This is a genomic window from Nocardia vulneris (assembly GCF_001613425.1).
In the GTDB taxonomy this organism is placed as follows: Bacteria; Actinomycetota; Actinomycetes; order Mycobacteriales; family Mycobacteriaceae; genus Nocardia; species Nocardia vulneris.
This window is the reverse complement of the sequence record NZ_BDCI01000031.1, coordinates 1-18590: the sequence shown is the minus strand read 5'-3', so window position 1 is coordinate 18590 and position 18590 is coordinate 1. Positions and strand designations below refer to the sequence as shown.

Here is an 18590-nt window from a genome sequence, read left to right as displayed (position 1 = left end):
GTGCGCACGTCCGGCAGCCGGCTATTCACCAGTGAGTCCGTGACCGAAGGTCACCCGGACAAGATCTGTGACGCTATCAGCGATTCCATCCTCGACGCGTTGATCGGGGCGGACCCGCGCAGCCGGGTCGCGGTGGAAACCCTCGTGACGACCGGCCAGGTCCACGTCGCGGGTGAGGTCACCACGTCCGCCTACGCCGATATTCCCCGCATCGTCCGGGAAAAGGTGCTCGAAATCGGATACGACTCCTCGGCAAAGGGATTCGATGGCAATTCCTGCGGCGTCAATATCGCGATCGGCGCGCAATCGCCGGATATCGCGCAGGGCGTGGACACTTCGCACGAGGCGCGGGTCGGCGGCTCCGACGACGAGATCGAGAAGCAGGGCGCGGGCGACCAGGGCCTGATGTTCGGTTACGCGACCAGCGACACCCCCGAACTCATGCCGCTGCCCATCGCGCTCGCGCATCGCCTGTCGCGCAAGCTGACCGAGGTACGCAAGTCCGGCGTGCTGCCCTACCTGCGGCCCGACGGCAAGACCCAGGTCACCATCGAATACGACGGTGATCGTCCGGTCCGGCTGGACACCGTGGTCATCTCCACCCAGCACGCCGCCGATATCGACCTGGACAACCTGCTCGCGCCCGACATCCGGGAGAAGGTCGTCGACGCGGTGCTGGCCGACCTCGAACTACCCAGCTTGGACACCTCCGAGATCCGCCTGCTGGTCAACCCGACCGGCAAGTTCGTGCTCGGCGGCCCGATGGGCGACGCGGGCCTGACCGGTCGCAAGATCATCGTCGACACCTACGGCGGCATGGCCCGCCACGGCGGTGGCGCGTTCTCCGGCAAGGACCCGTCGAAGGTGGACCGTTCCGCCGCATACGCCATGCGCTGGGTCGCCAAGAACGTCGTCGCGGCCGGTCTGTCCGAGCGGGTCGAGGTCCAGGTGGCCTACGCCATCGGCAAGTCCGCGCCCGTCGGCCTGTTCGTGGAAACCTTCGGCACCGAAAAGGTCGACCCGGAACGCATCGCCACCGCGATCAAAGAGGTTTTCGACCTGCGCCCCGGCGCCATCATCCGCGACCTCGACCTGCTGCGCCCCATCTACGCACCGACCGCCGCGTACGGCCACTTCGGCCGCACCGACGTCGACCTGCCCTGGGAGCACACCGACCGCGCCGACAAACTGCGCGCAGCCGTCGGCCTGTAAATGGACACGTCGGTCCGGGCGCCGTTCCACCTCCCGCGGTTGAACTTCGCGCGGACCGACCCTCCCGTTCGCCGAGCGGGCTCACTGGCGCCGTCGGCGCGAGTGAGCCCGCCGCTCGTCGCACCCACTGTCCGTTCCCGCACGGATTCTGCGTCTTCGCACCCGCTGTGGCGTGGTGCAGTGCGTGCGGGAGCGCAGAAGGGGTGCGGAGTGGTGTCGTCGCCGCGGTTGGGCGCGTTGGTTGTGGGTTCGCGCACGGGTTCTGTGTTTTCGCACGGGCTGTGGGGTGGTGCAGTGGGTGCGGGAGCGCAGAACGGGTGCGGGATTCTCTGCGGTGTACCTATCTGTCGCTTGGGTTGTTCTCGCTGTTGGCGAGGGGGAGTGGTGTCGTCGCCGCGGTCGGGCGCGTTGGTTGTGGGTTCGCGCACGGGTTCTGTGTTTTCGCACGGGCTGTGGGGTGGTGCAGTGGGTGCGGAAGCGCAGGAGGGGTGCGGGAATCGCGGTGTGCGTCGGGGGGCTGACGCGCTGTTGGGGCGTGGGGTTCAGCGTCGGGCGGCGGGTTTTCGGTGGTCCTCGAGCCGTCACGTGATGTCAAGGGGGGCTATCCCCGGGTGGGTGATTCGAGCGCACTCTGGCCGTTCATTTCGGCCGGATCCGGGGGAAAATTCTTGTTACCGGCCGAGCGGTGGTGACTCGCCGACGGGTTGCGTAGCGGCTGTCATCGAGGCAGGTCAGCTCGGCTTGGACGAAGGTTGCCAGCGCGTTGCGAAGGGCTACGTGCCGTCGTGGCACCGGGCGGATGCGCCGCGGATTCGCTGCGCGGTGCCTGCCGTGGTGTCGGATCGGCGTTGCGCTGGCCGAGGGCTGCGACGGAAGGTCGGGCGGCCGGCTCAGAAGTCGCTGTCGAGCGAGGTGCGCGTTCACCTGTCGGTGGAGCGGATGTTTTGCGTGCCACGGTCGGCGGCTGAGCCGGCCAGACCTGCGTGAGCGAGCCGACGGCGGATACCCCTGCCTCGCAAGGGGTTCTGCCGGTGGGACCTGCGAGCATGGAGTACCCGATCGCCCGGGTGCTTCCATTGCTGTCGCCCGCGCATCTGGACCGTGACTTCGATTACCTGGTCCCGCCCGAACTGGACGAACTCGCACAACCGGGCGTGCGCGTGCGCGTCCGCTTCGCCGGTCGGTTGGTCGACGGCTACCTCTTGGAGCGCCGCGCGCGCAGCGACCACAGCGGCAAACTGGTGAAACTCGAACGCGTCGTCTCCGCCGAACGCGTCCTGACTCCGGAAATCCGCCAACTGACCACCGCCGTAGCCGCCCGCTACGCCGGCACCCGAGCCGACGTCCTCCGCCTCGCCATCCCACCCCGCCATGCCCGCACCGAAACCGGCGGCAAAAAGAAATCCGCTACCGCGCAAGAACTTTCCGCGGAAGACGACGGTGACGAGACCACCGACGATCCCAGCCGCGCGGAAAACGGCGGGACCGCGCGCCCATCCCCTCCGGCACCCCCGCGGCGCGTCCCGGCCGCCGCAGTGCCACACACCGCGGCCGCGTCATCTGCTGACCTGGGAGCCGGTGGATCGGAGAAGCAGTCCGGTACCGCACAGGAACTTTCCGCAGAAGCCGATCGCGCAGACAGCTCGAACGGCGACCCCGGTCGCGACGAGCAGGGTGGCGCCGCGCACGCATCACCCCCGGCACCGCCATCACGTGTCACCGCCGCCGCACCGGCAGGCTCCGAGAACACGTCATCTGCCGACCCCGGAACCGCTGGCACCGAGAAGAACTCCGCTGCCGCCCAAGAACTTTCCGAAGAAGCCGTCCCCACGGACGACTCCACTCATCACCTCGGCGCAAGCGACGAGCAAGACGGTGCCGCGCCTTCTCCGCAGCAGATCTCCGCTGCGTCGGCTCCCGGGGGCACGCAAAGCGGTTCCACCGCCGCGCTGCCGCACTTCGCATCCGGCTCATCAGTTGGTCCGGAATCCGATCCACAACTGACGGATTCGGCACCATCGGCCGAGTCCGATACTGAGTCCGATGCCGATGCCGATGCCGATGCCGATGCCGATGCCGATGCCGATGCCGATGCCGATGCCGATGCCGATGCCGATGCCGATGCCGTCCCGTCTCCTCGTCCGCCGCAGCGGGCGTCTGCTGCGACGCAATCGCCCCCCGATCCCGGGTCGTCGGCTGCTCTCGTGACTGACACCGGCCAACCGGGTTCGGCACCAACGGCCGATTTCGAGCCTGCGTCGTCTTCGGTGCCGACGCAGGGGGTTTCGGCCGCCACATCGCCGCCGCCGGCGCCCGGGTCGTCGACGGATCCGGCCATACCGTCAGACGCAGTACCCGACCAGGTTCCGCCGCCTACGTTTTCGGATGCGGAGTTGCTCGGCGGCGCCGGTGTTGTGGCGGCGCGTGCCGCGGGCAGCGGTGCGGCAGGTTCGGCCACTGCCGCCGATCCGCAAGCTCCACAGCAGGTTTCGTTCGCGCCCTCGGAAGGTGCTGCGGCTGACTCAGCTGCCGAAGGTAGGGCCGCAGAGGTATCCGACAATACGGAAAGCGTCCGATCGGATGCGGTTGTGCCGTCGGATCGGCCCGCGGTCGACACAGCCGAGTCGGCTCCCGCGATCGACTCGGCAGCTGATCCCGCTTCGTCCGAGATGGCTGGCGAGGCGACGCAACGGGTTTCGCCCGCAGCGCGGCACGGTGCAGCACCGCAGCGGGTTTCGCCGCGCATGTTCTCGCAGGCAGACGCAGAGTCGCCCAGTGTGCCGGACCATGCTGCCGAACAGCCGGATTCGACTGCTGGGGTACGGACGGACGCGGATTCTTCGCCTCGAGCACCGGGGGAGGGTGGGCAGGCGGAGCCCGATGCCGGGGCGTTGACCGGCGGCCCTTCCGTTGCGAGCGGAGACGGCGTCGGCGATGCGACGCAAGAGGATTCGACCTCCAACGGCTCTGCGGAATCGCCGAGCGTGCAGGTTCCGGAGGCTTGGTATCGGTATGTGCATGGGCCGGCGTTTGTGACGGCGCTGGCGCAGGGCAAAGGTCCGCGGGCGGGTTGGCAGGCGTTGCCGGGGGAGGATTGGCCGCGTCGGCTCGCGGAGTTGGCGGCGACGGTGGCGGGTGCGGGGCGTAGCGCGATTCTGATGGTGCCGGATCAGCGGGATCTGGACCGGGTGCTGGCGGAATGCGAACGGCTGCTGGGAGATTCGGCGGTCGGATTGTCGGCGGGGTTGGGTCCGGCCGCGCGGTACCGGCGCTGGCTTTCGGTGTTGCGCGGGACGGCACGGGTGGTGGTCGGCACTCGTAGCGCGGTTTTCGCGCCCGCCGACAATCTCGGGCTCATCGCGATCTGGGACGACGGGGACGACACCTACGCCGAGCCGCGCGCACCGTATCCGCATGCGCGCGAGGTGGCCATGCTGCGCTCGCACGAGACGGGTGCCGCGTTCGTCGCGGCGGGTTTCGCGCGGACGGCGGAGATCCAGGCGGTCGTGGAAACCGGGTGGGCGCACGACCTGGTGGCCGACCGCGCGGTGGTGCGTAAAGCTTCCCCGCGCATCAGCGTGCCCGGTGATTCCGATGCCGCGCTGGAACGGGACCCGGTCGCGCGGGCGGTCCGTATTCCCGCGGTCGCTTTCGCCGCCGCCCGCTCCGCGCTGAAGGAGGGCGCGGGCGTGCTGGTGCAGGTGCCGCGCCGCGGCTATGTCCCGGCGCTGGCCTGCGCGAAATGTCGGACCCCGGCGCGCTGCCGCCATTGCAACGGCCCGCTCGCGTTACCGGACGGCCGTGCGGGGCAACGACATTCACCTGAGCCCGCGCACAGTCCGAGCTGTCGCTGGTGCGGTATCACGGAGGCGGCGTTCCGCTGCCAGGCCTGTGGTTCGCGGGCGTTGCGCGCGGTGGTGATCGGCGCGATCCGGACGGCGGAGGAACTCGGCCGCGCCTTTCCCGGTGTGCCGATCCGTGGTTCGAGTGGCGGCGCGATGCTCGACACCGTGGAGCCCGGCCCGCAGGTGGTGGTCGCCACGGTCGGCGCGGAACCGGTGCTGCCCGGTGGTTACGGGGTGGCGCTGCTGCTGGACAGCTGGGCCCTGCTCGGCCGCGCCGATCTGCGCGCGGCCGAGGACGCGTTGCGTCGCTGGATGGCCGCGGCGACGCTGGTGCGTTCGCACGGGCAGGTGTTCGTCGTCGCGGAGCCCTCGATTCCCACGGTGCAGACACTGCTGCGCTGGGATCCGGTCGGCCATGCCCGGGCCGAGTTGGCCAGTCGCGCCGAGGTCGGTTTCCCGCCCGCCGTGCGGATGGCGGCGATCGACGGCACCTCCGATTCGATCGCCGAATTGCTCTCCACCGCAACCCTTCCCGACGATGTCGTAGTGCTGGGCCCGGTTCCGCTGCCGCCCGCTGCCCGCAAACCGTTCTCCTCCGGCGATTCTCCGGCCGAGGTCGAACGGATCCTGTTGCGGGTGGACCGCAGGTCCGGCGCCGCGCTCGCCCGTGCCCTCACCGCCGCTCAGGCGGTCCGCAGTACGCACCGTTCCGACGCGCCCCTGCGCGTCCAGATCGATCCGGTCGATATCGGCTGAGCGCTGCCGCATCAAGAAAACCGGAACCGGGTCGATATCGGCTGAGCGCTGCCGCACCAAGGAAACCGGAACCGGGCAGCACCGCATTGCCGCAGTGCCGCACTCCCACGTCCGCCGATCCACGCCCACAAGCTCACGAAACCGGTCCCTCCACCCCCCGGCGCGTTGGTCCCGCGCGCGGATCGCCCGTGCTTAACTCTCCACGTGCCGACGACTCCGCTCCGCCGCATCCTCGCGACCGTGTGCCTTGCGTTCGCCACCCTCACCCTGCCCGTTGCCTGCGGGAAGTCCGATTCCGCGCCGGCTCGGACCACCCTCGATCTCGCGGTGAGCGCGGGGCAGACGCTGGGCGTGCAGCCCACGCGGGTCTCGCTCACCTGCGAACCGGCCGGTGGCGATCACGCGAATCCCGATGGGGCGTGTGCCGCGCTGATCGGCGCGGGCGGCGATTTCGACAAGCTCGCCGGCGATCCCGGCACGATGTGCGCGCAGGTCTACGACCCGGTCACCGCGACCGCGACCGGCACCTGGCAGGGCAAAGCGGTGAAGTGGGAGAAGCAGTTCAGCAACAGTTGCGAACTGCGTGCCAAGACCACTCCGGTGTTCTAGTCCGCGACGGAGCCCTCATTTTCTAGCCCGCGGGCGGGTAACAACCCTGCGCTCGAATAATTATTTAACTGGCCGATCAGTTAATGATACGATCGCCGCATGGCACGCACCGTGGATCCCGATCGAGTCGCCGAGCGCCGGCGCGCCATCACGGCCGCGGCCGCCGAATTGTTCGGCTCGCACGGCTACGAGAACACCACCGCCACGCAGATCGCGCAGGTCGCCGGGATGAGTTCCGGCAGCGTCTTCTACTACTTCAAGGACAAGGCCGCCGTTTTCCGCTCGATCTTCGAGGCCTCGATTCCCGAACACACGGAAGTCATTGCGCGCCACATCGATCGGACCGACTGCCTGGCCGCCGTGCTCGACCTCGTGGACGCGCTGGCCGCCGAGGCGCTCGACCCGGTGGCGCCCGGCCTGATGGTCGAGTTGCTGCGGCGCATCGATCAGGACGAGGAGCTGACGCGGGTGGTGCTGGAGGACGCGCGGCTCAGCGCCGAAGCGCTCACCACGCTGCTGGAGCGCGGCGTGCGCGCGGGCCAGCTGGACTCCGGTTTCCCGCCCGCGGAAACCGCGCGCTGGATCCTCGCGGTCGTCGACGCGGCCTTTCTCAACGCCGATCCCGCGCACCCGCACGATCCGCGCCCGCTGGTGCGCGCGACCGTGTCGCGGCTGCTGCGACCGACCGAAACGGAGTAACCATGACCACTACTTCCGCGCCCACTGTCCTGCGCTTTTCCGTCCTGTGGGCCTGGGCGTTCTCGATCGGCGGGTTGCTGCTCGGTGTCGGGCTCGGGTTCGTCGTCCGCCCGATCGGGCACTGGGTGATCGATACCTTCGACGCGACGCCGGGTCCGCTGCGCATCGCGATGACCGTGCCGCCGGTGTGGCTGGTCCCGGTCACCTCCGTCGTCGGCGTCGTCGCCGGGATCGTGCTGTTCGAGGTGGCCCGCCACGAGGCGCTCACGCTCACCGTCGCCGACGACCACGTCGAGCTGTCGCAGAACGGCCGCGCGCGCCATGTGCCGCGTAAGAGCGTCGCGGCCGTGTTCCGCGAAGGCGCGGACCTGGTGCTCACCGACCGGTCGCGGCGCCCGCTGGCCCGGTTCGGCGCAAAGGACCTGTCCCGCAACGATATCGAGCAGGCGTTCCGGGATCACGGCTATCCCTGGCTCGACCAGGACGATCCGTTCGGCGCCGATTTTCTGCGCTGGGTCGACGGCCGCCCGGAGTCCGGCCCCGCCGTCGACGCGGTGCTGCGTGCGCGGCGGCGGGCGCTGTCCGACGAAAAGCCGCTCGCGGTCGAAGAACTCGACGAGGAACTGCTCACCCTCGGCGTCGATGTCCGAGACCGTCAGGGCGAGCAGCACATTCGCTTCTTCGACCAGGTGTGAACACCCAGGCTCAGGCGAACGCCGCGCGATTACGTTGTGCCCACTGCGCGTAACTCGTCGGCTTGCGGCCGAGCACGCGCTGCACATCGGCGCTGAGCTCGAGTTCCGCGGCGGTTGGCGTGCCGAGGATCGCCAGTGTGTGCTCGACCACCGGTTCCGGCATGAACCGGGCCATGCCGGTAAACGCCTGCGCCCGAGTCAATTCCACGAAACGCACCGGTGCGTCGAGCGCCGCCCCGAGGGCCGCCGCCTGTTCCTGTGGCGTGCTCAGCGCCGGGCCGGTCAGCGTGTAGGTCTGCCCGGCGTGCCCGTCTTCGCGGAGTGCGGCGGCCGCCACGGCGGCGATATCGGCCGGGTCGATCGACGGCAGGCCGACGGCGCCGAAAGGTGCGGCGACCGTGCGGTCTGCGCGCACGGATTCGGCCCACGCGTAGGTGTTGGCATAGAAGCCCGCGGGGCGCAGGATGGTCCACTCCAGGTCGGATTGTCGAATGGCGTCTTCGAACGCGGCCAACCGGGCATAACCTGCGGCGCCGGGCCGGGTCGCCACGCCCTGCGATGACACGAACACCACCCGCCGGACCCCGCCTGTCGCGGCGACCTCGAGCACTCGCTCCGGTGCCGGACCGTCGACCAGTTGCTCGCCGGTGATGAGCAGGAACAGCGCGTCGGCGCCCGCGACCGCGGGGGCGAGGCTGCCGGGATCGGCGAGGTCGGCCCGCACCGGCCGCACGCCGCCCGGCCATTCGGTCGGCCGGTTGCCCCGCGATACCGCCGTGACGTTCTCGCCGGCGTCGGCCAGGGTCTGTACGAGGTGTGCGCCGATGTTTCCGGTTGCTCCGGTGACCACGATCATCGTGTCGAATCCTTCTGAGTTAGTTGACTGACTAAATCGAACATAGCCGCGTCTACCCAGCTTGTCTATAGTGAGTTGGGTGACTAACTCAGTGATCGGGGACCGGCCGAGGGGCGGCAAGCGGGAACGGCTCGGCGCGGCGGCGGCCCGGGTGTTCCACGAGCAAGGGGTGGAGAAGACGACCATCGCCGATATCGCGCACGCCGCCGACGTGCCGGTCGGCAATGTCTACTACTACTTCAAGACCAAGGATCAACTGGTCCGCGCCGCGATCGGTGCGCACGACCACACGTTGACCGAGCTGATCGCTCTGCTCGAGCAGTTGCCCGCGCCGCAGGATCGGCTCGAAGCGCTGATTCGCGGGTGGGTCGATCAGCGGGAGACCGCCGCGCGGATCGGGTGTCCGTCGGGGACGCTCGCGACCGAACTGGACAAGCGGGCCGACGGTCTGGACCGCGAACTCGCCGAGGTCATGCGGCGATTGGTCGACTGGGTCGAGGCGCAGTTCGCCGCCATGGGTCGCCCCGACGCGGCGGAGCTGGCTGTCGCGCTGATCGCGGCTTATCAGGGAATCTCGTTGCTCACCAACACGTTTCGCGATCCAGCGTTGATGGCGGCGGAGGGGGATCGGCTGGTGCGCTGGATCGACTCCCTCGTGAGCTGAGTCGCCTCGCTCTCGAAAGGCCCTTGCGTTCGATGCATTGCCGATATATCGTCGATACTATGAAACGAACACGAGAGCCTGAGGAGGCTTACATGGAGAACCAAGGACATCGAGATTTCGGACGGCGCGGCCCCTGGTCGCGACCGGGCGGCGAGGACTTCGATCCCCGCCAGCGGTTCCGTCGCGGCAGGCACGGGCATGGGCACGGACCCGATTTCGGTCCGGGCTTCGGCCCAGGATTCGGACCCGGCTTCGGCCCGGGTTTCGGTCGCGGACGTGGTCGCGGCGGCCGGGGCAGGCGCGGTGACGTGCGTGCCGCGGTGCTGCTGCTGCTCACCGAGCGGCCGATGCACGGCTACGAACTCATCCAGCAGATCCGCGAGCGCAGCGACGACGTCTGGCGCCCGAGCCCGGGGTCGATCTACCCCGCGCTGGCCCAGTTGGAAGACGAGGGACTCGTCCTCATCGACAAGATCGCCGGTCGCAAGACCGCGCAGCTGACCGAGGCGGGCACCGCGTACGTCACCGAGCACAAGGACGAACTGGGCGACCCGTGGGCGGACGTAAAGGAAGACGTCGGCGCGCAGGCGATCGATCTGCGCGGTCTGGTCGGCCAGGTGATGGGCGCGGTCGCACAGGTGGCGGCCGTCGGCACCCCCGAACAGGCGGCGCGAGCGGCGGAACTGCTCACCGAGACCCGCAAATCGCTCTACCGGATCCTCGCCGAAGACGAGACCCCCGAAAAGTAACGGGGTGTGAAACACCGCGCCGGAGTGCACATTTGAAGCGAATCCGGTAGATCATTGTGAAATGCAACAGTCTAGGGGTTCGTGGGGTTGGGGAAAGTCACTCTTGTGCAGGGCCGGGGTGGCCGTGGCGCTGGCCGGAGCCGTAGTTCTCGGCTCCGGGCCGGCGCAGGCCGCGCCCCTCGGTTACCTGCCGCCCGAGGTGCCTTCCGAACCCGGCCCGTCGCAGTCCGATCATCTGGCCGCGGCGTGGTACAAGAAAGCACATCCGAACGCGGTGCCGATCGGCACCAACAATTTCGACTGCAAGCCGACCGCCGGACGTCCGCGCCCGGTGGTCCTCGCGCACGGCACCGACTCCAGCGCCTACTCGGACTGGTCCGGGATCGCACCGCAACTCACCGCGGCCGGGTTCTGTGTCTTCGCGCTCAACTACGGCGGTAAGCCGGGCGCCGAAACCTTCGGCACCGAAGACGTGGTGCTCAGCTCTTATCAGATCGGCGCGTTCGTCGATCAGGTGCTCGCCGCGACCGGCGCCGAAAAGGTGGACCTGGTCGGATTTTCGCAAGGCGCGACCGTCACGCGGTACTACATCAACAAGCTCGGGGGAGCAGCCAAGGTCGGGCAGTGGGTCGGGCTCGCGTCGCCCAGCTACGGCGGCGTGATGTACGGCCTGGTGCCGATCGTGCAGGCGGTGCCCGGTGGAATGGCGGCCTTCGCCCGGGTGACCTCGCTGGCCGCGGTGCAGCAGGCGCAGGGCTCGACGATCATGGTCGAGTTGAACGCGGGCGGCGACACCGTGCCCGGTCCGCGCTACACCACGATCGGCAGCCGGGTCGACGAGATGATCCAGCCGTTCAGCAATATCGCGCTGCGCGGAGCGAACGCGACCAACATCGTGCTGCAGGACCGCTGCCCGACGAACCTGACCGGGCACTTCCACATGGTCTACGACCCGTTCGTGCAGCAACTGCTGCTGACCGTGCTCGACCCGAGCGCGCCCGCGCCGGTCTGCCGGCCGGTCGCGCTCGGCACCGGGATCCCCGAGGTGATCGTCGCCGGGCATTCCTGAGGACTTGCTCGCGGCGGGCGGCCGGGCGGAGGAACCGTCACCCCGCCCGACCGCACTCGAGTTCTACCAGCTTCCGACTGGTGAATCGGGGACATTCGGTCGTCTCACTAGAATGAGACGACCGTGTTCGTCCGCTTCCGGGAGTTTGCCGTGACCATTCAGCCTGTTCGCCTGTTCGGCGATCCCATTCTGCGCGCCCGCGCGGCGGAGGTCACCGCATTCGACCGGGAACTGCAGCAGCTGGTGACCGACCTGACCGACACCATGCACGACGACGGTGGCGTCGGAATGGCGGCACCGCAGATCGGAGTGGGGTTGCGTGTGTTCGTGTACGACACTCATGACGCGGCGGGGCATCTGGTGAACCCGCAGTGGGAAGTCATCGGCGACGAAGAGCAGGTCGGGCCGGAAGGCTGCCTGTCCATCCCCGGGGTGCGCCACGATACCCGGCGGGCACTGCGGGTACGCGCCCGCGGCGTCGACATGCATGGCGCGCCAGTCGAATTCACCGCCGAAGGGCTGCTGGCGCGGTGCGTACAGCACGAGACCGATCATCTCGACGGCGTGCTGTTCATCGATCGGCTCGACCCGGCCGACCGCAAGGACGCGATGCGCACCATTCGCGAATCCGATTGGTTCAGTGCGGGTGTCACCGCCCGGCCGTCGCGGTCGGTGAGCGGAGCGGGCCAGGCCGGTCCGTTCGGACGGGGCCGCTGATGCGCATCGTCTTCGCGGGCACGCCGGAACCGGCCGTGCCGTCGCTGCGTCGCTTCCTCGAATCCAACCGGCACGACGTGATCGCCGTGGTGACCCGGCCCGACGCCGTCGCAGGCCGCGGCCGCAAGGTGACCCGGTCGCCGGTCGGGCTGCTCGCCGACGAGCACGGCATACCGGTGCTGACCCCGCGGCGCCCGTCCGAACCCGAATTCATCGAGCAGCTCACCGAATTGGCGCCGGACTGCTGTCCGGTCGTGGCCTACGGCGCGTTGCTGCCGCAGCGGGTGCTCGACATCCCGCGCTTCGGCTGGATCAACCTGCACTTCTCGCTGCTGCCCGCCTGGCGCGGCGCGGCGCCGGTGCAGGCCGCGATCAACGCGGGCGACGAGATCACCGGCGCGTCCACCTTCCAGATCGAGGCCGGCCTCGACACCGGACCGGTGTTCGGCACCGTCACCGAGAAGATCGACGTCACCGACACCGCGGGCGTGCTGCTCGACCGGCTCGCCGAAAGCGGCGCCCGGCTGCTGGAAGCCACCCTGGACGGTGTGGAAGACGGGACGCTGCACTCGGTTCCACAACCCGCCGAGGGTATCTCGCACGCCGCCAAGGTGACCGCCGAGGCCGCGCACATCCGCTGGGACCTGCCCGCCCTCGCCATCGGCCGCCGCATCCGCGCGGTCACCCCGGCACCCGGCGCCTGGACCGAAATCGGCGGTGCCCGACTGAAACTCGGCCCCGTCGAACTCGTCGAAGAACAGCTGCCGCCGCGCACCATCGAGGTGCGCAAAGCGGGGGTCTTCGTCGGCACCGCGACCACCGCGGTCCGCCTCGACCAAGTTCAGCCCCAAGGCAAACGCATGATGGCAGCCCTCGACTGGGCCCGCGGCGCCCGCCTGCAACCCGGTGCGGAGTTCGAGTGAGGATCCTCGATCGGACTCAGCGGTGGGACGAGTCCGGCGGCGCGGCCGCGCCGCAGCAGCCAGACCAGGTTCGCGGCGTCGCGCCGCGACCGCGACCAGAGCGGTGGAATATGACAGCACGGCGCAGTATCTCGGTACCCGGCCGGACTGTCGGCTCCCGGCTCGGCGGAGTGGTCGCGTGACCCCGCCGGAAGGTAAGGGCGGCAACGAGTCTCGCGGTTCGAGAAGTGGGCGAGGGTACACCGGTGCGGCCTCGGGCCGCGAGGGGTCCCGTGGCCGCAGCGATTCCGGTCGACCCGCCGGCCCGAACCGCTCGGCTGCGCGGAACGAAGAGCGCTCTGGAGCAGCTCGCTCCGGCGCGAAACAATCTGCTTCCCAGGCGAAGTGGAAGCGTGCCGACAACTCGGCAAGCGCACAACCCGACCAAAATGGTGCGGCCGGGACGGAGCGTCGTGCGCGGTCCGGGGGTCAACCGAACAGCGGCGCGACGAAAGGTGGTGCGCGCGTGGGCGGTCGGTCCGGTGGGCCAGGCGGCGGTGGTGGCGTGGGTGCTTCGCGGTCCGGTGGTCGTTCGGGTGGGGCGGCGAATGGTGGTGCGCGCGTGGGTGGTCGAGCCGGTGGGGCGGCGCAGGGGGCCAAGCGCGGGTCCGGCGGCAAGGGGGAAGGGGTGGCGAAACGGGGTGGGAAGGATCGGGTTCCGGAGGGGGTGGATGCGGCTCGGCTTGTCGCGCGGGATGTGTTGCGGGCCGTGCGGGAGCGGGACGCGTATGCGAATCTCGTGCTGCCCGGCCTGCTTCGGGACCGGAAGGTGACGGGACGGGACGCGGCGTTGGCGACCGAACTCGCCTACGGTGCGTGCCGGTCGCAGGGGTTGCTCGACGCGGTGATCGAGGCCGGTGCGGGGCGCCCGATCGCCGAGATCGACGGTCCACTGCTGGATGTGTTGCGGCTCGGCGTCTATCAACTGTTGCGGACGCGGATCGGCGCACACGCCGCCGTGGACACCTCGGTGGCGCTCGCGCGTACCGAAGCCGGGGCGGGTAAAGCGGGGTTCGTGAACGCGGTACTGCGACGCGCGGGGGAGAAGACCGTCGAGGCGTGGGTCGAAACCCTCGCACCGCGAGATCCCGTGGGCCACTTGGCTTTCGAATTCGCGCACCCGGTGTGGATCGCACAGGCCTTCGCGGACGCGCTCGGCGCGCGAGCGGGCGAACTGCGCGACGCACTGGCCGCCGACGACGCGCGCCCGGCCGTCCATCTGGTCGCCCGGCCCGGCGATATCACGGCCGAGGAATTGGCGCTGGTGACCGGCGGCGAGGAAGGGCGCTGGTCACCGTACGCGGTCTATCTCGACGGTGGTGATCCCGGAAAGCTGGAGCCGGTTCGCGACGGCATGGCCGCTGTTCAGGACGAGGGCAGTCAGCTGGTCGCCCTGGCACTGACCAAGGCGCCGCTCGACGGACCGGACGGCGGCCGCTGGCTCGACCTCTGCGCCGGACCCGGCGGAAAGGCCGCCCTGCTCGGGGCGCTCGCCGGTATCGACGGTTTTCACGTCGACGCCGTGGAGCCCGCCGAGCATCGCGCCGAACTCGTCCGCAAGGCGGTGCACGGCCTGCCCGTCGACGTGCACGTCACCGACGGTCGCAGCAGCGGCCTGACGCCCGGCTACGACCGCATCCTGGTCGACGCCCCGTGCACCGGGCTCGGCGCACTGCGTCGCCGCCCGGAGGCACGCTGGCGCCGCACCCCCGCCGACGTCGCCGAACTGGTCCAGCTCCAGCGCGAATTGCTCACCGCCGCATGGGATCTGCTCCGCCCCGGCGGCGTCCTGCTGTACTCGACCTGCTCGCCCCATCTCCCCGAGACGGTGGCGGTCGTCGCCGACGCGGTCCGCCGCACCGGCGCCGAACAACTCGACACCCGCGACCTGCTCCCCGGCGTCTCCGACGTAGGCGAAGGCCCCACCGCCCAACTGTGGCCGCACCGCCACGGTACCGACGCCATGTTCATGGCCGCCCTCCGCAAACCCGCCACCCCCTGACTCCTGCAGGCGGACTCCCACTAGTCGCTCGGTCCACCGGTCGTCCGCGGGTCGTCCACCCTCCGTGGACCGGCCACCCACGGATTGCCCACATACCGACCTGCTCCACAGCGGTTTGCCGCTCGTGGCCCACCACCGTATTCAGTACCGGCGCAAAGGGATCGGCCGCGCGGTCCTGCGGACGAGTGCTCGGTCGGGAACGAGTTGGCTGCGGCGGGCCGGGGTGCCCTTCCGAGCGCTGATCTCGCGCGTCGCGGGCTCCGCCTCTGCCGTGACGAGGGGTGGCCCCGCCGGATCGGTCGAGGACGACCGTCGGAGTCGTTGCGCCCGCATGGCCACCGGTGTCGGGGCTCGGCCGCGGAAGTCGACCCGTAAGGCGGGCGCGCCGGACCGGGCCGCGTCCGCCCTCGCGACTCGGGGTTCCATTCGTCCAATCGTGACGGCGCAGGGGTGCGGCATACTCGGGGTATGGCTCTGACCTGGCAGGATGTGGTGGCGGTGGCGACCGAGCTGCCCGGTGTCGAGGAATCGACGTGGTGGCGCAGCCCGGCGTTGAAGGTCGGCGGGAAAGGGTTCGGCAGGTTGCGGGTGGAGGCGGAGGGCGGGTTGGTGCTCGCCTGCGATCTCGCCGAGAAGGAGGCACTGCTCGCGTCCGGTGACCCGGCGTTCTTCACCACCCCGCACTACGACGGCCACCCCTACATCCTGATCGACCTCGAACATATCGACCGGGACCACCTGCGCGAACTGCTGGACGACGCATGGTGGCGCACCGCCCCGCCGAAGCTCCGCACCCAGCGCCGACCGGAGTGAACTACTCCCGGCTGGTCTGTTCCCGCAGCCGGGCAAGGGTTTTCGCGAGGATACGGGAAACGTGCATCTGCGAGATTCCCATCTGCTGCGCGATCTGCGTCTGCGTCATCGACTCGAAGAACCGCATGGTGAGAATCCGGCGTTCCCGCTCGGGCAGCCCGGCCAGCAGCGGACGGATCGCGACGTACTCTTCGACCCGATCGAACTGAGTTTCTTCCTCACCGAGGGTGTCGAGCAGCGATGCGTCGGTGTCGCGGCCGAGGGTGGCCGCGTCGATGGAACTCGGCTGGTAGGCGTTGCCCGCGATGACGGCCTGGGTCACCTCGTCCGGGTCCACGTCGAGTTCGGCCGCGATCTCCTTCGCCGTCGGCGAGCGGCCGAGCCGTTGCGACAGCGCGTCGATCGCGGCGCCGATGCGCAAATGAGTTTCCTTGACCCGCCGCGGGACTCGCATCGCCCAGGTGTTGTCCCGGAAATAGCGGCGCACCTCGCCCATGATGGTCGGCACCGCGAAGGACAGGAAATTGGAGCCGCGTTCGATATCGAAGCGGTCCACCGCGTGCACCAACCCGACCCGCGCCACCTGAGTCAGATCATCGAAAGGTTCGCCGCGCCCGCTGAATTTGCGCGCGATGTGATCGGCGAGCGGAATGCACCGGCTGATCAGTTCGGCGCGGATCGCCGCATGCCGCGCGGTGCCCGCCGTGCTCGCACCCAACTGCTGGAACAGCAGGCCGACATCGTCGTAACCCGCGACAGTGCTTGCGGTTTCGAGGGTTTCGCTGTCCTCGGCGGCGTCTTCCTCGCTGATCTTTTCGGCCTCGGCCGAGGTGGTTCCGGAATCGTCGACGGTAGTCTCGGCGTCATCTCGTTCCGAGTCGAACACGGTCTCCTCGTCCGGCACTACGCTTTCCCCCGGACCCGACGGAACTCGACCGTCGTCGGATATCCGGATACTGCCGAGTCGAATGAATCCTGAGTGGCCTGGACCTCATCGGTCAGGGTGCGCAGCACATGCCAGCCGAAACTGCGTTGATCGGGTAAGCCCTCCTTGTCGGCGATGCCGCTCACCCGGACCAGCAATTCGGTCTCGCCGACGGTGAAACGGCAGTGCAGACTCGTGCCCGGACCCGCGACCGCGATGAGGGTGGAGCAGACCTCGTCGACCGCGAGCCGGATATCGGCCACCTCGTCCAATGTGAAATCGCTTAGTAGGACCAGAGTTTCGGCGAGCCCACGAACGATGGGCAGCTGCGTGACCGATGCGGCCACCCGAATCTCCACCGGGGTGCTGTAGAGCCCCTGTTCCGCCGAAATGTTGATCACCCTATGCAGGCTACCCACTCCCGCGCTGGGCAACCCCCAGTACCGATAGACTGCGGCGTTGTGTCCACCCCGACTTACGCGCGCCCGGCCGTCCCGATGATCGCCCCGTCCATCCTGTCCGCCGATTTCGCGCATCTCGCGGATGAGGCGCGAGCCGTCGAGGGCGCCGACTGGCTGCACGTCGACGTGATGGACGCGCACTTCGTCCCGAACCTGACCCTGGGCCTACCGGTGGTGGAAAGCCTGTTGAAAGCCACCGACATCCCGCTCGACTGCCACTTGATGATCGAGGACCCGGGCCGCTGGGCACCCCCGTACGCGGAGGCCGGCGCCTACAACGTGACCTTCCACGCCGAAGCGACCGACGACCCCATCGCGGTGGCCCGCGACATCCGTGCGGCCGGCGCCAAGGCCGGGCTCTCGGTGAAGCCGAACACGCCGATCGAGCCGTACCTGGAGATCCTGCGCGAGTTCGACACCCTGCTGGTGATGAGCGTCGAACCCGGCTTCGGCGGGCAGTCGTTCATCGCCGACGTCCTCGACAAGGCACGCACCGTCCGCCGCCTGGTCGACGCCGGCGAACTGCGCCTGCTGGTAGAAATCGACGGCGGCATCAACGCCAACACCATCGAAGCCGCCGCGGAAGCCGGCATCGACTGCTTCGTCGCCGGATCCGCCGTCTACAACACCGCCGACCCCGCAGCCACCGTCCAGGCCCTCCGCAAACAAGCCGCCGCCCACCGCTGAGTCGGTTGCCGCGTCCGCTGAGTTGGCTGCCGTGCACCGCTGAGTTGGCTGCTGTTGGGTCGGTTGCTGGGCACTGCTGAGTTGGCTGCCGCGTGCCGTTGACGTGTTGTTGGGTCGGCTGCCGTGTGCTGTTGGGTCGGTTGCTGCGCACTGCTGGGCTGGCTGCCGCCTGCCGTTGACGTGCTGTTGGGTCGGTTGCTGCGCACCGCTGAGTTGGCTGCCGCGTGCCGTTGACGTGCTGTCGGGTCGGTTGCTGCGCACCGCTGAGTTGGCTGCCGCGTGCCGTTGACGTGCTGTCGGGTCGGCTGCCGTGTGCTGTTGAGTCGGCTGCTGCGCACCGCTGAATCGGCTGCGGTGTGCTGCTGGAATTGGCCGGTATCTGCTGAAGCGGAGTGCCGCGCACTGCTGGAACTGGCTTGTCACCCACAGCTGGAACTGGCGGCCGGTCAATGCTGGAACTGGTTGCCGCGCAAGGCTGGAGTGGGGAGCCGCCTGCACCTGGAGCCGGGTGTTGCTTACCTGAATCGGCGCAGCGCACCGCTGTCACAGGCTGTCGCCCCTTGAAACAGGTCGTCGCTGTCCGCTGAACAGCTGGACAGTCGATCACCAGGTAATGGTGGTGGCACCCTCTCGGCCGATGCCGCCACCATTACCTGGTGATCGCCCGTCCAACTTTCGTGACTTTCCGGCCTCGCGTCCAGCCCAATCGAACTCCCTGCCGCGCTCTGCTGGAGCGGGGAGCGTCGCTCTGCTGGAGCGGGGAGCCGCACGCACTCTGCTGGGGCGGGGAGTCGCGCTCTGCTGGAGCGGGGAGCTGCGCTTTGCTGGGGCGGGGAGTCGCGCTCTGCTGGAGCGGGGAGCTGCGCTTT

General features: G+C 69.2%; 17 protein-coding genes and 1 pseudogene. 14 read left to right on the top strand and 4 right to left on the bottom strand.

Features of this window, described 5'->3' with window-relative positions:
* Together metK and NVU01S_RS42675 are read left to right on the top strand one after the other, a co-directional pair.
* On the top strand, nt 1-1212 hold the full coding sequence (gene metK / locus NVU01S_RS29195) for a methionine adenosyltransferase (protein ID WP_043682014.1): 1212 nt from the start codon (nt 1-3) through the stop codon (nt 1210-1212).
* Between the two features lie 1046 nt (nt 1213-2258).
* Nucleotides 2259-2597 (top strand): annotated as a pseudogene (locus NVU01S_RS42675) (primosomal protein N' family DNA-binding protein); the annotation flags it as partial.
* 588 nt (nt 2598-3185) lie between these two features.
* Here NVU01S_RS42675 and NVU01S_RS44320 read toward each other — a convergent pair.
* Nucleotides 3186-3383, bottom strand: a complete 198-nt coding sequence (locus NVU01S_RS44320) for a hypothetical protein (RefSeq protein ID WP_052281394.1) — start codon at nt 3381-3383, stop codon at nt 3186-3188.
* Between the two features lie 861 nt (nt 3384-4244).
* Here NVU01S_RS44320 and NVU01S_RS29180 point away from each other — a divergent pair.
* The 4 genes from NVU01S_RS29180 (at nt 4245) to NVU01S_RS29165 (ending at nt 7816) form a co-directional block, all read left to right on the top strand.
* On the top strand, nt 4245-5813 hold the full coding sequence (locus tag NVU01S_RS29180) for a primosomal protein N' (RefSeq protein WP_373864222.1): 1569 nt from the start codon (nt 4245-4247) through the stop codon (nt 5811-5813).
* Between the two features lie 204 nt (nt 5814-6017).
* Complete coding sequence (locus NVU01S_RS29175) at nt 6018-6422, top strand: subtilase-type protease inhibitor (protein WP_043682023.1); 405 nt, start codon at nt 6018-6020, stop codon at nt 6420-6422.
* A 99-nt stretch (nt 6423-6521) separates the two neighbouring features.
* Entirely contained in the window at nt 6522-7121 is a 600-nt protein-coding gene (locus NVU01S_RS29170) for a TetR/AcrR family transcriptional regulator (protein ID WP_043682026.1), read from the top strand.
* A 2-nt stretch (nt 7122-7123) separates the two neighbouring features.
* A complete protein-coding gene (locus tag NVU01S_RS29165) occupies nt 7124-7816 on the top strand; it encodes a YqeB family protein (protein WP_052281396.1) in 693 nt (230 codons plus the stop codon).
* A 10-nt stretch (nt 7817-7826) separates the two neighbouring features.
* Here NVU01S_RS29165 and NVU01S_RS29160 read toward each other — a convergent pair whose 3' ends face one another.
* Nucleotides 7827-8672: an SDR family oxidoreductase gene (locus tag NVU01S_RS29160; protein ID WP_043682028.1), complete on the bottom strand. Its 846-nt coding sequence runs from the start codon at nt 8670-8672 to the stop codon at nt 7827-7829.
* Nucleotides 8673-8751: 79 nt separating this feature from the next.
* On the opposite strand from NVU01S_RS29160, the gene NVU01S_RS29155 reads away from it, so the two are divergent.
* The 7 genes from NVU01S_RS29155 (at nt 8752) to NVU01S_RS29125 (ending at nt 15648) form a co-directional block, all read left to right on the top strand.
* Nucleotides 8752-9336 carry a TetR/AcrR family transcriptional regulator gene (locus NVU01S_RS29155; protein WP_244467548.1) on the top strand — a complete coding sequence of 195 codons (585 nt, stop codon included), beginning with the start codon at nt 8752-8754 and terminating at the stop codon, nt 9334-9336.
* Between the two features lie 92 nt (nt 9337-9428).
* A complete protein-coding gene (locus tag NVU01S_RS29150) occupies nt 9429-10085 on the top strand; it encodes a PadR family transcriptional regulator (RefSeq protein ID WP_043682031.1) in 657 nt (218 codons plus the stop codon).
* A gap of 61 nt (nt 10086-10146) precedes the next feature.
* Complete coding sequence (locus tag NVU01S_RS29145; RefSeq protein WP_373864220.1) at nt 10147-11154, top strand: esterase/lipase family protein; 1008 nt, start codon at nt 10147-10149, stop codon at nt 11152-11154.
* A 150-nt stretch (nt 11155-11304) separates the two neighbouring features.
* Nucleotides 11305-11871, top strand: a complete 567-nt coding sequence (gene def, locus NVU01S_RS29140; protein ID WP_043682056.1) for a peptide deformylase — start codon at nt 11305-11307, stop codon at nt 11869-11871.
* The gene (gene fmt, locus NVU01S_RS29135) at nt 11871-12794 is read left to right on the top strand and encodes a methionyl-tRNA formyltransferase (protein WP_043682038.1); all 924 of its coding nucleotides are present in this window, start codon (nt 11871-11873) and stop codon (nt 12792-12794) included. The genes def and fmt overlap by 1 nt, the downstream gene beginning before the upstream one ends.
* 601 nt (nt 12795-13395) lie before the next feature.
* Complete coding sequence (locus tag NVU01S_RS29130; protein WP_082032459.1) at nt 13396-14835, top strand: RsmB/NOP family class I SAM-dependent RNA methyltransferase; 1440 nt, start codon at nt 13396-13398, stop codon at nt 14833-14835.
* 468 nt (nt 14836-15303) lie between these two features.
* Nucleotides 15304-15648 carry an MmcQ/YjbR family DNA-binding protein gene (locus NVU01S_RS29125; RefSeq protein WP_043682044.1) on the top strand — a complete coding sequence of 115 codons (345 nt, stop codon included), beginning with the start codon at nt 15304-15306 and terminating at the stop codon, nt 15646-15648.
* A gap of 1 nt (nt 15649) precedes the next feature.
* Here NVU01S_RS29125 and NVU01S_RS29120 read toward each other — a convergent pair whose 3' ends face one another.
* Both NVU01S_RS29120 and NVU01S_RS29115 read right to left on the bottom strand, forming a co-directional pair.
* On the bottom strand, nt 15650-16552 hold the full coding sequence (locus NVU01S_RS29120) for an RNA polymerase sigma factor SigF (RefSeq protein WP_156161987.1): 903 nt from the start codon (nt 16550-16552) through the stop codon (nt 15650-15652).
* Entirely contained in the window at nt 16552-16974 is a 423-nt protein-coding gene (locus NVU01S_RS29115; protein WP_014986430.1) for an ATP-binding protein, read from the bottom strand. Before NVU01S_RS29115 ends, NVU01S_RS29120 begins: the two co-directional genes overlap by 1 nt.
* Nucleotides 16975-17070: 96 nt before the next feature.
* Between NVU01S_RS29115 and rpe the strand changes: the two genes are divergently transcribed.
* A complete protein-coding gene (gene rpe, locus NVU01S_RS29110) occupies nt 17071-17721 on the top strand; it encodes a ribulose-phosphate 3-epimerase (protein WP_029903161.1) in 651 nt (216 codons plus the stop codon).
* The last annotated feature ends 869 nt before the right edge of the window (nt 17722-18590 follow it).

Coding starts and splice junctions, on each gene's coding strand:
- NVU01S_RS29170 (WP_043682026.1), top strand. CDS start 6,522: ATGGCACGCACCGTGGATCCCGATCGAGTCGCCGAGCGCCGGCGCGCC.
- NVU01S_RS29165 (WP_052281396.1), top strand. CDS start 7,124: ATGACCACTACTTCCGCGCCCACTGTCCTGCGCTTTTCCGTCCTGTGG.
- NVU01S_RS29160 (WP_043682028.1), bottom strand. CDS start 8,672: ATGATCGTGGTCACCGGAGCAACCGGAAACATCGGCGCACACCTCGTA.
- NVU01S_RS29150 (WP_043682031.1), top strand. CDS start 9,429: ATGGAGAACCAAGGACATCGAGATTTCGGACGGCGCGGCCCCTGGTCG.
- NVU01S_RS29145 (WP_373864220.1), top strand. CDS start 10,147: ATGCAACAGTCTAGGGGTTCGTGGGGTTGGGGAAAGTCACTCTTGTGC.
- fmt (WP_043682038.1), top strand. CDS start 11,871: ATGCGCATCGTCTTCGCGGGCACGCCGGAACCGGCCGTGCCGTCGCTG.
- NVU01S_RS29125 (WP_043682044.1), top strand. CDS start 15,304: ATGGCTCTGACCTGGCAGGATGTGGTGGCGGTGGCGACCGAGCTGCCC.
- rpe (WP_029903161.1), top strand. CDS start 17,071: ATGATCGCCCCGTCCATCCTGTCCGCCGATTTCGCGCATCTCGCGGAT.